Source organism: Thioalkalivibrio sp. AKL17, assembly GCF_000377885.1.
Taxonomy (GTDB): Bacteria; Pseudomonadota; Gammaproteobacteria; order Ectothiorhodospirales; family Ectothiorhodospiraceae; genus Thioalkalivibrio; species Thioalkalivibrio halophilus.
On record NZ_KB898765.1, the window covers coordinates 140,174 to 152,954 of the forward strand.

Sequence of the window (12,781 nt, forward strand, 5' to 3'; positions counted from 1 at the left end):
TTTGCGGCCGATTTCAAGCGAGCTCCGCTCACTCCACCGCCAGGCGCTCCGCCAGCGTCGCGGGGTCGTCCACCGGCGGTTCGCAGTGCAGCCCGCGGCACAGCCAGGCGCGCGGTCCGCCCTCGCGCGGTGCCTTGCCGGCCAGGGCGTCGGGCAGATCGCGGGCATCGTCGGGTACCGGGAAGACCCGCGCCGCGCCATCGGCGGCGGCGATCGTCCGGCGCGCGTCGGCCAGTACCTCGCCCTGCCCGCGCAGGATCACCAGCGGCGGGGCGTGATAATGCATGTCCAGCGCCACCAGCAGGCTCATGTGGCCCATCGGCGCCTGCTCGATCATCGGCCCGGCGTTGGCCAGGGCACCCTCCGCCGCCTCCAGATAGCGCGGTTCGGCCAGCAGGTGCCCCAGCCGGATCAGGCACTGCGCGGCGATCCCGTTGCCGGCGGCCATGGCATCGTCGGAATACACCTTGGGCCGCTGGATCAGCGTCTCGTGATCGCGCGCGGTGTAGAAGAAGCCGCCGCCGGCATCATCGTGGAAGTCCTCCATCAGGGCCCCGGCCAGGGTCACGGCCCATTCCAGCAGCTCGCTGTCCCATTCGGTCTCCAATAGCGCCAGGGTGGCCTCCAGCAGCGCGGCATAGTCGTCGAGGCAGGCGCGCGGCATGGCCGAGGTCGCCCCCTCGCGATAGCTGGCGTACAGACGGCCGTCGTGCCAGTGCAGGCGCCGCACCGCCGCCATTGCGTCCTGTGCCAGCGCCAGCCAGTCGGGACGATCCAGCGCGCGGGCGGCGCGCGCCAGGCCGGTAATCATCAGTGCGTTCCAGCCCGCCAGCAGCTTGTCGTCGCGATGCGGGCGCACGCGCTCCTCGCGTGCCCGCAGGAGCCGCTCGCGCGCCCGGTCCAGACGGGCCGCCGCTTCCTCCGGGGCGATCTCCAGGGCATCCGCGACGGTGTCCGGCGGCACCACTTCGTGCAGGTGCCAGCGGCCCTCGAAGTTGGGCGGTCCCTGCAGGCCCCACACGCGCGCCGCGACCGCCCATTCTTCGGCCGTCAGCAGCGACTCCACGGTCTCCGGATCCCAGACGTAGAAGCGCCCTTCCTCGCCTTCGGAATCGGCGTCCAGGCTGGAACAGAAGGCCCCGCTGGCATCCCGCATCTCGCGCTCGAGCCAGGCCACCGTCTGCTCCGCGACCCGCCGCGAGCGGGCATCGCCGCGCGCGCCGCGCTCGGCGTACAGCCCCAGCAGCGGCCCGTTGTCGTACAGCATCTTCTCGAAATGCGGGATCATCCAGCGGGTGTCCACCGAGTAGCGACAGAACCCGCCGCCGACCTGGTCGAACAGCCCGCCGGCGGCCATCGCGTCCAGGGTGGCGTCCAGCATGCGGCGGGACTCGCCGTCGCCATGGCGGGCCGCATGCCAGGCCAGCCAGTCGAGCGAGGCCGGATGCGGGAACTTGGGCGCATCGCCGAAACCGCCATGCTCCGCGTCGAAGCTCTGCGCCAGTTCCGCGCGGGCCTTGTCCACCACGCTCAGCGCCGGGATGCTGCCGCCCTCCGGGTTGTAGATCCGCGTGAGCGCCTGCTGCAGGGAATCGTTCTGGCGCCGGATCTCCTCCGGGTGTTCGGCGAGGAAATCGGCCACACGGTTGAGCAGATCGACAAACGACGGCAGGCCGTGCCGCGGGGTGTTCGGGAAGTAGGTCCCGGCGAAGAAAGGCACCTGATCCGGGGTCAGGAACACCGTCAGCGGCCAGCCGCCCGGGCGCTGCGCCAGCAGCATGTGCGCGTTCTGGTAGATGCGGTCCAGATCGGGCCGCTCCTCGCGATCCACCTTGATGTTCACGTAGCGCCGGTTCATCACCTCCGCGGTCGCCGGATCCTCGAAGGATTCATGCGCCATCACGTGACACCAGTGGCAGGCGGAGTACCCGATCGACAGCAGGATCGGCTTGTCCTCGGTCCGCGCCCGCTCCAGGGCCTCCTCGCCCCACGGGTACCAGTCCACGGGATTGTCCGCGTGCTGTTGCAGATACGGGCTGCTGGCGCCGGCGAGACGGTTCATGGCGACCTCCCTGGAAACGTGGGTGGCGAAAGCCGGGACGAAGACGGTCCCGATGCGTGCGAATGCCTTGCAGGACCGGTAGGATGTGCGGCTGTTTCGGCCACCGCAAGCGCCCATGCCTGTTCACCCGTTTATCGATCCGGTCGCGTTCTCCCTGGGCCCGGTCAGCATCCACTGGTACGGGCTGATGTACGTCGTCGGCTTCCTGTCCTTCTGGGGGCTGGGCGTCTGGCGCGCGCGTTCGCGCGACTGGGACCCGCTGTCGCCGCAACAGGTCGGCGACCTGCTGTTCTGGGGCGCGATCGGCGTGATCATCGGCGGCCGCCTGGGCTACGCCCTGTTCTACAATTTCGATGGCGTGCTGGCGGACCCGCTAAGCCTGATCCGCCTGTGGGAGGGCGGCATGTCCTTCCACGGTGGTCTGATCGGCGTCCTGGCGGCCGCGTGGCTGTACAGCCGCCGGCTCCAGGTTCCGTTCTTCCGCCTGACCGACTTCGTCGCCCCCCTGATCCCGATCGGGCTGGGCGCCGGGCGTGTGGGCAACTGGATCAACGGCGAGCTGTGGGGCAAGCCCACCGACCTGCCGTGGGCGATGGTCTTCCCCGCGGCCGACTACGTACCCCGGCATCCCTCGCAGCTCTACCAGGCCTTTCTCGAAGGCGTGGTGCTGTTCGTGGTGCTGTGGCTGGTGTCGCGCCAGCCGCGGCGCACCGGCCTGATCTCGGGCCTGTTCCTGACCCTGTACGGCGCGTTCCGCTTCGTGGTGGAGTTCGTGCGCGAACCGGACGCGCACATCGGCTATCTCGCCTTCGGCTGGGTGACCATGGGCCAGGTCCTGTCGCTGCCGGTGATCCTGTTCGGCCTCGGCCTGATCGTCTGGTCGCGCCGCAACCCCCTGCCCGAACCCCGCCCGGACACCCCCGGGAAGCCCTGAGGACGCACCATGCGGCAATATCTGGACCTCGTCCGCCACATCCGCGACCACGGCAGCGACCGCCCGGACCGCACCGGCACCGGCACGCGCTCGGTGTTCGGCTACCAGATGCGCTTCGATCTGGCCCAGGGCTTCCCCCTGGTCACCACCAAGAAGACCCATCTGCGCTCGGTCATCCATGAGCTGCTGTGGTTCCTCGCGGGGGACACCAACGTGGGCTATCTGCGCGACAACAAGGTGACCATCTGGGATGAATGGGCCACCGAGAGCGGTGAACTGGGCCCGATCTACGGCGCCCAGTGGCGTTCCTGGCCACTGCCCGACGGAGGCACCCACGATCAGCTGACGGAGCTGCTGGACAACCTCCGCACCCGCCCGCACTCCCGGCGCCACGTGATCTCGGCGTGGAACGTCGCCGACCTGCCGGACGAGACCCGTGCCCCGCAGGAGAACGCCGCAGCCGGGCGCATGGCCCTCGCCCCCTGCCACGCCCTGTTCCAGTTCTACGTGGCCGACGGCCGGCTGTCCTGCCAGCTCTACCAGCGCAGCGCCGACGTGTTCCTGGGCGTGCCCTTCAACATCGCCAGCTATGCCCTGCTGACCCACATGATCGCGCAGGTGGTCGACCTGGAGCCCGGCGAATTCGTCCATACCCTGGGCGATGCGCACCTCTACGCCAACCACGCCGAGCAGGTCGACACCCTGCTGGAGCGCGAACCGCTGCCGCTGCCGACCCTGCACCTCAACCCGGAGGTGCGCGACCTGTTCGCGTTCCGCTTCGACGACATCGAGGTCCGCGACTACCAGTCCCACCCCGCCATCCGCGCCCCCATCGCCATCTGAGCCATGACTACCCCGGAGATTCGCATCGTCGTGGCGCTGGACCCGGAACACGTGATCGGGCGCGACAACGACCTGCCGTGGCGGCTGCCGGACGACCTGCGGCATTTCAAGCGGGTGACCGCCGGCCATCCGGTGATCATGGGCCGGCGCACGTTCGAATCCATCGGCCGGGCGCTGCCGAAGCGCCGCAACCTCGTGCTGACCCGGCAGACCGACTGGCAGCAACCCGAGGGCGTCGAGGTCTTTCCCGATCTGGACACAGCGCTGGCGAATATCGATTCGGGTCCGGCATTCGTGATCGGCGGTGCCGGGCTGTTCGCCGAGGCCCTGCCGCGCACCCGGGTCCTGCACCTGACCCGGGTGCACGAACGCCATCCCGGCGATACGTATTTCCCCGCCATCGATCCCGCGGAATGGACGCTGACCGAGTCGGAATACCACCCGGCCGACGAGCACCACGCCTGCGCGTTCACCTTCGAGCGTCTGGAACGGCGCTGAGCCGGATCAGCGCGTGCCGAAGCGCGGCAGCAGCCGCGCGGGCAGCAGCTGCACGAGGATGAACCCCAGCAGGGCCGCGACCACGATGCTCGGCCCGGTGGGGGTATCCCACTGGAACGAGCCCGCGATCCCCGCGCCCACCGCGAGCATGCCCAGCACCCCGGCGAGGATCGCCATCTGCTCCGGGGTGCGGGCGAAACGTCGTGAAGTGGCCGCCGGGATGATCATCAGCGCCGTGATCAGCAGCACCCCGACCACCTGCATCGCCGCGGCGATCACCAGCGCGATCAGCAGCATCATGCCCAGGCGCACCGGCAGGGCCCGCACGCCCTCCACCCGCGCCAGTTCCTCGTGCACGGTCAGCGCCAGCAGAGGCCGCCACAGCGCGATCAGCAGCACCAGCGCGATCAGCCCGCCGATGGCGATCGCCAGCAGGTCTTCACGCCCCACCGCGAGGATGTCGCCGAACAGATAGGCCATCAGGTCCACCCGCAGCCCCTCGACGAAGGCTACGGCCACGATCCCCAGCGACAGGGCGCTGTGGGCAAGGATCCCCAGCAGGGTGTCCGAGCCCAGCTCCTGATAGCGCTGCAGGATCACCAGGAGCACCGCGATGGCGATGCAGACCAGCGTCACCATCAGGTTGAGGTTGAGCCCCAGCAGAAAGCCCAGGGCCACCCCCAGCAGCGCCGAATGCGACACCGTGTCGCCGAAATAGGCCATGCGCCGCCACACCACGAAGGCACCCAGCGGCCCCGCAACCACCGCCACCATCAGGCCCGCCAGCACGGCGCGCACCAGGAAGTCGTCCAGCCAGCCGGCGATGTCCATCAGTGACGGCACCCCGGACCGTGTTGCGGATCGTTGCAGGAGGTGTCCGTGCCCTCTCCATCCAGCGGGCGCACCTCGCCGTGCAGGCCGTGCACGTGATTGTGATCGTGGGTGTAGACCGCCAGACCCCGCAGATCCACGCTGGGGAACAGGCGCCGGTATTCCGGATGGCGCGAGACCTCTTCGGGGTTTCCGGTACAGCAGACATGCCGGTTCAGGCAGATCACCGTCTCGGCTCCGGCCATCACGAAATGCAGGTCGTGCGAGACGATCAGCACCCCGCAGCCGGACTCGCGGCGGATGTCGTCCAGCATCGCGAACACGTCGCCCTGCCCGACCACGTCGACCCCCTGGGCCGGTTCGTCCAGCACCAGCAGATCGGGCTCGCCCAGCAATGCCCGCGCCAGCAGCACCCGCTGGGTCTCGCCACCGGACAGGGACTGGATCGGCGAATCGATCAGGTGCCCGACCCCTACCCGTTCCAGCCTGGCCAGCAGTTCACGCCGCGGCAGCCGCTGGCGCATGCGCAGGAAGCGGTAAACCGACAGCGGCAGCACCGGTTCGATCTGCAGCCGCTGAGGCATGTAACCGACCCGCAGATCCGCCACCCGTTCCACGTGACCGCCATCCGGCTGCCACAATCCCATCAGCACGCGGAGAAGGCTGGTTTTGCCCGCCCCGTTGGGGCCGATGATCATCGCCGCCTCGCCCGCGTGCACCGCCATCGACACCCGGTCGAGGATCGTCCGTCCGCCCCGCTCCACCGTCACCTCGCGGGCCGCCACCAGCGGCCCGGAACCCCGCTCCGGGCGCGGCCGCGGATGGCGGCCCGCGCGGTGACCGCGTAACCAGTTGTGGACGCTCGCGAACATGATGGTATTGTATAACATCCAGATCCCAGACGGAGCCCCGGTCATGATGCGCAAACGTTTCCCCCTGCTCACCGGCACCCTGGTCGCCAGCGCCACGCTGGCCGTACCCGCACAGGCGGACGACCCGCGGGTGGTCTCCAGCATCCTCCCGATCCACGGCCTGGTCGCGGGCCTGGTGGACGACGTAATGGAGGCCGATGTCCTGCTGCCGCCGGACGCCTCGCCACATGGCTACTCCATGCGTCCCTCCGAGGCCCGGCGTCTGCAGAATGCGGACGTAGTGGTCTGGGTCGGGCCCGACCTGGAAACCTTCCTCGAATCACCCCTGCGCAATCGGGGAGAAGGTACCACGGTCGTGACGCTGATGGAGGACATGGAACTCGATCTGCTGCCCACGCGCTCGGGCGGGGTCTGGGAACCGCACGACCACGATCACGATCATGATGCGGCGCATGAGGAGGCCCGCGAAGAAGGACATGGCGGTGAGCATGACCACGGCCATGACCATGAGCACGGGCATGATCACGACCACGGACATGATCACGACCACGGACATGATCACGACCACGGACATGATCACGACCACGGACATGATCACGACCACGGGCATGACCACGACCACGGGCATGACCACGACCACGGACATGACCATGACCACGGCCATGACCACGGCCATGACCACGGGCATGACCAGGAGCACGCACATGGCCACCAGGACGCCCACATCTGGCTGTCACCCGACAACGCCCGGGCGATCGTGACGCAGCTTGCGGACCGACTCGGCGAGAATTTCCCCGACAAGGCCGGCGCCCTGGAAGACAACCGCGACCGCATGCTGGGACGCATCGACGAGTTCGATGCCGACCTGAAAGAGCGCCTGGAACCGGTGCGCGGCGAGCCCTTCGTGGTGTTCCACGACGCCTACCAGTATTTCGAGACCCATTACGGCCTGAACGCGGCCGGCTCCATCACCGTCGACCCGTCCCGCAGTCCCGGGGCACGGCGCATCAGCGAACTGCGTGATCGCCTGTCCGCGGACGATGTCACCTGCCTGTTCACCGAACCGCAGTTCCGCCCGGCGCTGGCCGAGACCATCGTGGAAGGCCACGCAACCCGCCTCGGAGAGCTGGACCCGGTCGGCGTCGACATCCAGCCCGGCCCGGACGCCTGGTTCGAACTGATGGACGACCTGGCCGACGGCTTCCTCGACTGCATGAAGCGCGAATAAGCCCCGTCGGCCGGGGCATTCGCAAAGGGCATTCGCCTGCGAGCAGGCTCCTACGGGCCGGTACATGCCATGTAGGAGCCTGCTTGCAGGCGAAAGGGGCAGGTGGGCGGGCCCGGAAGAAGCCCGCCCGGATGGTGCCTCAGCCGTGGGTGCCGCTGCGCGGTTGCGCGCCAGCGGCATCGCCGGCCGATTCCTGATACGCCACATCCAGGGCCTTGGCCGCGGCCACTTCGTTGAAGCGGCGGTTCGGCAGGTTGTGCGGCGACGACTTGATGGTGTCGATGTCGTCCGCCGACTCGGCGAGGATGCAGGCCATCGCCTCGACGAAGGCGTCCAGGGTCTCCTTCGCCTCGGTTTCGGTCGGCTCCACCAGCAGGCATTCCGGCACCAGCAGCGGGAAGTAGGTGGTGGGGGCGTGGAAGCCGTGATCCAGCAGCCGCTTGGCCACGTCGCCGGCAGTCAGGCCGGACTCTTTGGCCTGCTTCTTCAGGGTGACAATGAACTCGTGGGTCGCACGGCGCTCGGGGTAGGCCAGATCGAAGCCGGCCGCCTTGAGCTCGCTCGCGAGGTAGTTGGCGTTGAGAGTGGCGAACTCGGCGACCCGGACCATGCCCTCGCGACCCAGCATGCGCATGTAGACATAGGCCCGCAGCAGCACGCCGGGGTTGCCCATGAACGCGGACAGCCGGCCGATGGTTTCCGGACGGTCGGCCTCCTCGGCCAGTTGGTAGCCGCCCTGCCCGTCCTTTTCCACGTGCGGCACCGGCATGTACGGCAGCAGCCGCTCGCCCACACCCACCGCGCCGGAACCCGGACCGCCCCCGCCGTGCGGCGTGGAGAAGGTCTTGTGCAGGTTCATGTGGATCACATCGAAGCCCATGTCACCCGGACGCACCTTGCCGAGGATGGCGTTGAGATTGGCGCCGTCGTAGTACAGCAGGCCGCCGGCCTCGTGCACGATCTTCGCGATCTCCTCGATGCGGCGCTCGAACACGCCCACGGTGGACGGGTTGGTGAGCATGATCCCGGCAGTCTGCGGACCCACGGCCTCGCGCAGCGCCTCGAGGTTCACGTCCCCGGTCTCGTCGGTGGGGATCTCGCGCACCTCGTAGCCGCACATGATCGCGGTGGCCGGGTTGGTGCCGTGCGCGGCGTCGGGGACGATGATCTCGCGGCGCTCGGTGTCGCCGCGGGCATCGTGGTAGGCGCGGATCATGGCCACGCCGGTGAACTCGCCCTGCGCGCCCGCCATCGGTGCCAGCGACACGTCCTGCATGCCGGTGACCTCGCGCAGCATCTCCTGCAGCTCGTACATGGTCTGCAGGAAGCCCTGGCTGTGGCTGGCCGGGGCCAGCGGATGGCGGTTCAGGAACCCGGGCAGCATCGCCAGGCTGTTACAGGCGCGCGGGTTGTATTTCATCGTGCACGAGCCCAGCGGATAGAACTCGGTGTCGATGGAGAAATTCTTCTGCGACAGCCGCGTGTAGTGACGCACCACGTCCAGCTCCGAGGCGGCCGGCAGGCCGGGCGCCGACTTCCGCCGCAGGTGCGCGGGGATGGCCGTGGCCGCGTGTTCCTGCGGCGCCTGGGCCACGGCGGAGCGACCGGCGTGGGAATGTTCGAAGATCAGTTTGGTTTCCGTGGTGTTCATGGCGGTTTCTCGCTTCGGTATTCGGGTAGACGGCGCGCCCCGGCGGATCTGCACCGCGCGAGGCGCGCCGGAGGCCTGTCGCGTTACTGGGTCGGGCTCAGCGTCGCCCGATCGTCCAGCGCGGCGAAGACCGCGTCGTAGTCGGGTTCGTCGCCGATCTCGGGGACCAGCTGGGCATGCATCACCAGGTTGTCGGCATCCAGCACCAGCATCGCGCGGGCGGTGATCCCGGCCAGCGGTCCGTCCTGGATCAGCACGCCGTAGTCCCTGGCGAAATTGCGATCGCGCATCATCGACAGCACCGTGACGCGCTCCAGCCCCTCCACGGAGCAGAAACGGTCCATCGCGAAGGGCAGATCGGCGGAGACGATGAGTGCATGCACGTCGGGGCGCTGTTCGACGAACTGGTTGATCTTCTTGGTCGACTCGGCACACACCGGCGTGTCGAGACTGGGCACGATGTAGATCATCTTGCGCTTGTCGCCGAAATCGGCGAGCGAGACATCGTTGAGGTCCTTGCCCGTCAGGTTGAAGTCCGGAGCCGGCGAACCCACGTGGGGCAGGTCGCCGTTGGTGTGGATCGTGTTGCCCTCTAGCTTGGTCTCGGCCATGTCAGCCTCCTCGGCGGTTGGGGTATGGCACGTCGCGTGGAGTGGCTCCCCGCTCAGGCCGCGCGGGCCTGCTCGCAGGCAGCCACGTACTGCTCCAGATCGTTCTCGTTCTTGGTCTCGGTCACGCAGGCCAGCACGCAGCCGTCCAGCGCCGGATAGTCCCGGCCGAGGTCGTGCCCCGCGAGCAAGCCGGCATCCGCCATCGCCTGCAGCTGCCCGGCGGCATTGCCGCCGAAGTCGAGCGCCACCTCGTGGAAGTACTCACCGGTGAAGCGCGGCTTGATGCCCTTCGCGGCGAGCTTTTCCACCAGTGCATGGGTGTTGGCGTAGCAGGCCTCGGCCACCCGGGTCAGCCCCTCGTCGCCCAGCATGGACATGTGGATGGTCGCCGCGGTGACCACCAGCCCCTGGTTGGTGCAGATGTTCGAGGTGGCCTTGGAGCGGCGGATGTGCTGCTCGCGGGCCTGCAGCGTCAGGACGAAGCCCGGCTTGCCGTCGGCGTCCTCGGCCCGACCGACGATGCGCCCCGGCATCTGCCGGATATGCTTCTTGCGCGTGGTCATGAAGCCGAAGTACGGCCCGCCGGAGGACAACGGCGCGCCCAGCGGCTGGCCCTCGCCCACGGCGATGTCCGCGCCCTGGCTGCCCCACTCGCCCGGCGGCTTCAGCAGCGCCAGCGAGACCGGATTGACCACGCCGATGACCGGGATCTCGCGCTCTTCGGCCCAGCCGGTCAGGCCGTCCACATCCTCGAGGATGCCGAAGAAGTTCGGCTGGCTGATGATCATCGCGGTGATGTCGTCGTCGGCGTGCGCGGCCAGCGCCTCCACCGGGGTCTGCCCGGTGGTCTCGTCGAACGGGACCTCGACCAGCTCGATGCCCTGATTGCCGATCAGGGTGTCGATCACCCGGCGGTACACCGGATTCAGCGCACCCGGGACCAGCACCCGCTTGCTCTTCGACCGGCGGTTCACGCGCACCGCCATCAGCACGGCCTCGGCCAGTGCGGAGGCGCCGTCATACAGCGAGGCGTTGGAGGCCTCCATGCCGGTGAGACGGCTGATCATGGTCTGGTATTCGTAGATCAGCTGCAGCGTGCCCTGTGACGCCTCCGCCTGGTAGGGCGTGTAGGCGCTGTAGTACTCGCCGCGGGTGGCGATCTGCCACACGGCCGCCGGGATGTGGTGCTCGTACGCCCCGGCGCCAATGAAATTCAGCGGCATGCCGTCCATTGCCGCCCGTTCCTGCATCAGGCGGGTGATCCCCATCTCGTTGAGACCCTCGGGGATGCCCTCCAGCGGTGGCGCGCGCAGTCCGGCCGGGATCTCGTCGAACAGATCCTCCACGGAGTCGGCGCCGATGCGCTCGAGCATCGAACGGATGTCTTCTTCGGTATGCGGAATAAACGGCATGACTTTCTCGCTTTCGCTGACGCGAAGTTCTTCGGCGGCGCCCCGGTGTCCGCCGGACACCGGGGTTCGGCCGCCACCAGTGGCTTCAGGATTCGGCTTCGACGTGCGCGGCGTAGGCGTCCGCGTCCATCAGGGCGTCCAGGTCCGCGGCATTCGCAGGCTTCATCCGGAACAGCCAGCCATCCTCGAACGGCGACTCGTTGACCTTCTCGGGGCTGTCTTCCAGCTCCGCGTTGGTCTCGGTCACCTCGCCCCCGATCGGGGCATAGATGTCGGAGGCGGCCTTGACCGACTCGACCGTGGCACAGGCCGTTCCGGCTTCCAGGCTGCTGCCGGCCTCGGGGGCCTCGACGAACACCAGATCACCCAGCAGCTCCTGCGCGTGATCGGTGATGCCGATGGTCACCGTGCCATCGTCCTCGGTACGAACCCATTCGTGGCTCCTGGTGTACTTCAGATCCTTCGGTGCTTCGCTCATGGCGTCTTCCTTATAGCGTTGAAACCCGGTACGCAGTGTAGCGCACTAAAATTGTATGGCTCGCATCAGCCGGAGGGCAGTTCGATCAGCGGTTCGCCGTTGCGCACGAAGCCCGGGCGCACGACCCGCACGGGCAGGTGCTTCCCGCGGATCTCCGCCTCCAGGCGTTCGGCATCGGCCGCGGCGGCCGGCACCCGCGCGAAGCCCACGGACATGCCGAGGCTGGGCGCGAAGCTGCCCGAGGTCACCTCGCCGTCGCCGGCGTCGGTCACGATCCGGGTGCCGCCGCGCAGCACGCCGCGGCCCTCCAGCACCACGCCCACCAGGCGCTGCTGCACACCCGCGGCCTTCTCGCGCTCGACGGCCGCGCGGCCGATGAAATCACGCTCGCCGTCCTTCAGCGCCACGGTCCAGCCGAGGTTGGCGGTCAGCGGGCTGGTCTCGGTGTCCATGTCGGTACCGTAGAGATTCATCCCGGCCTCCAGACGCAGGGTGTCGCGGGCGCCCAGGCCAATGGGGTCGACCCCGGCGTCCAGCAGCGCCTGCCAGAAGCCCTCGGCCTCCGCGGCCGGCAGCATCACCTCGAAGCCGTCCTCGCCGGTGTAGCCGGTGCGCGCAACGAACCACTGGTCGTTCCACAGCGCGGAGAACGGCTTGAGCTCGCCCGCGCCGCGCAGGTCTTCCGGCAGCAGCGGCAGCGTCTTGTCCACGGCCTGCGGACCCTGCACCGCGATCAGGGCGAATTCCGGGCGCGGCTCGACGCTGAGATCGAAGTCCTGCGCCACCGCCTGCATGTGGGCGATGTCGCTGTCGGCGGTGCCCGCGTTGACCACCGCGCGGTAGGCATCCCCGCCCAGCCAGTAGATGATCAGGTCGTCGATCACGCCGCCGCGCTCGTTGAGCATGCAGCTGTACAGCGCGCGGCCCTCGGTCTTCAGTTTGGCCACGTCGTTGGCCAGCAGATAGCGCAGGAAGGCCTGCGCCTGCGGCCCGTGGATGTCGACCACGCGCATGTGCGACACGTCGAACATGCCGGCGCCGGCGCGCACCTTCTTGTGCTCTTCCATCTGCGAGCCGTAATGCAGCGGCATCTCCCAGCCGGCGAAATCGACCAGCTTGGCGCCGGCGCGTTCGTGGGCGGCATGGAGCGGGGTTTTCTTCAGCGTCATGCTTTTCGTCCTGCAGTTGTTCCGGCGTCGATGGCGTCGCGGTCATCCGCGCATAAAAAAAGGGCGGCCGGCAGGATCACTGCCGGCCGCCCCTCTGTCCTGAAACCTGAGAGTTTGCGCGCCCCGCGGTCCTTGTGGACCCGGGCGATCGCCCCCTTCGGTGGGCCGTCTGCCGGCCGCTCTCCAGAGTTC

Annotated in this window: 12 protein-coding genes and 1 riboswitch; of the genes, 4 read left to right on the forward strand and 8 right to left on the reverse strand. The window is 68.5% G+C overall.

Going from position 1 to position 12,781, the window contains the following annotated elements; genetic code table 11:
* Positions 1-28 precede the first annotated feature (28 nt).
* A complete protein-coding gene (locus D577_RS0103890) occupies positions 29-2,062 on the reverse strand; it encodes a thioredoxin domain-containing protein (RefSeq protein ID WP_018946261.1) in 2,034 nt (677 codons plus the stop codon).
* A gap of 115 nt (positions 2,063-2,177) precedes the next feature.
* Between D577_RS0103890 and lgt the strand changes: the two genes are divergently transcribed.
* Genes lgt through D577_RS0103905 form a run of 3 tightly spaced genes read left to right on the forward strand, consistent with a single transcriptional unit; the run spans position 2,178 to position 4,337 of the window.
* Positions 2,178-2,996, forward strand: a complete 819-nt coding sequence (gene lgt, locus D577_RS0103895; RefSeq protein ID WP_018946262.1) for a prolipoprotein diacylglyceryl transferase — start codon at positions 2,178-2,180, stop codon at positions 2,994-2,996.
* 9 nt (positions 2,997-3,005) lie between these two features.
* The gene (locus D577_RS0103900; protein ID WP_018946263.1) at positions 3,006-3,839 is read left to right on the forward strand and encodes a thymidylate synthase; all 834 of its coding nucleotides are present in this window, start codon (positions 3,006-3,008) and stop codon (positions 3,837-3,839) included.
* Positions 3,840-3,842: 3 nt separating this feature from the next.
* Complete coding sequence (locus D577_RS0103905; protein WP_018946264.1) at positions 3,843-4,337, forward strand: dihydrofolate reductase; 495 nt, start codon at positions 3,843-3,845, stop codon at positions 4,335-4,337.
* Positions 4,338-4,343: 6 nt separating this feature from the next.
* Here D577_RS0103905 and znuB read toward each other — a convergent pair whose 3' ends face one another.
* The gene (znuB, locus tag D577_RS0103910) at positions 4,344-5,168 is read right to left on the reverse strand and encodes a zinc ABC transporter permease subunit ZnuB (protein WP_018946265.1); all 825 of its coding nucleotides are present in this window, start codon (positions 5,166-5,168) and stop codon (positions 4,344-4,346) included.
* Complete coding sequence (locus D577_RS0103915) at positions 5,168-6,058, reverse strand: ATP-binding cassette domain-containing protein (protein ID WP_018946266.1); 891 nt, start codon at positions 6,056-6,058, stop codon at positions 5,168-5,170. The genes znuB and D577_RS0103915 overlap by 1 nt, the downstream gene beginning before the upstream one ends.
* A gap of 25 nt (positions 6,059-6,083) precedes the next feature.
* On the opposite strand from D577_RS0103915, the gene D577_RS0103920 reads away from it, so the two are divergent.
* Positions 6,084-7,268 carry a zinc ABC transporter substrate-binding protein gene (locus D577_RS0103920; protein ID WP_018946267.1) on the forward strand — a complete coding sequence of 395 codons (1,185 nt, stop codon included), beginning with the start codon at positions 6,084-6,086 and terminating at the stop codon, positions 7,266-7,268.
* A 139-nt stretch (positions 7,269-7,407) separates the two neighbouring features.
* Here the strand turns inward: D577_RS0103920 and gcvPB are convergent, their stop codons facing one another.
* The 5 genes from gcvPB to gcvT form a co-directional block, all read right to left on the reverse strand.
* Entirely contained in the window at positions 7,408-8,919 is a 1,512-nt protein-coding gene (gene gcvPB, locus D577_RS0103925; protein WP_018946268.1) for an aminomethyl-transferring glycine dehydrogenase subunit GcvPB, read from the reverse strand.
* A gap of 83 nt (positions 8,920-9,002) precedes the next feature.
* A complete protein-coding gene (tpx, locus tag D577_RS0103930; protein WP_018871265.1) occupies positions 9,003-9,530 on the reverse strand; it encodes a thiol peroxidase in 528 nt (175 codons plus the stop codon).
* Positions 9,531-9,583: 53 nt separating this feature from the next.
* Positions 9,584-10,942 carry an aminomethyl-transferring glycine dehydrogenase subunit GcvPA gene (gene gcvPA, locus D577_RS0103935; protein ID WP_026288901.1) on the reverse strand — a complete coding sequence of 453 codons (1,359 nt, stop codon included), beginning with the start codon at positions 10,940-10,942 and terminating at the stop codon, positions 9,584-9,586.
* An 85-nt stretch (positions 10,943-11,027) separates the two neighbouring features.
* Complete coding sequence (gene gcvH / locus D577_RS0103940; protein ID WP_018946270.1) at positions 11,028-11,420, reverse strand: glycine cleavage system protein GcvH; 393 nt, start codon at positions 11,418-11,420, stop codon at positions 11,028-11,030.
* A gap of 65 nt (positions 11,421-11,485) precedes the next feature.
* Entirely contained in the window at positions 11,486-12,589 is a 1,104-nt protein-coding gene (gcvT, locus tag D577_RS0103945) for a glycine cleavage system aminomethyltransferase GcvT (RefSeq protein ID WP_018946271.1), read from the reverse strand.
* A 92-nt stretch (positions 12,590-12,681) separates the two neighbouring features.
* Positions 12,682-12,778, reverse strand: a riboswitch (glycine riboswitch).
* Between the last annotated feature and the right edge of the window lie 3 nt (positions 12,779-12,781).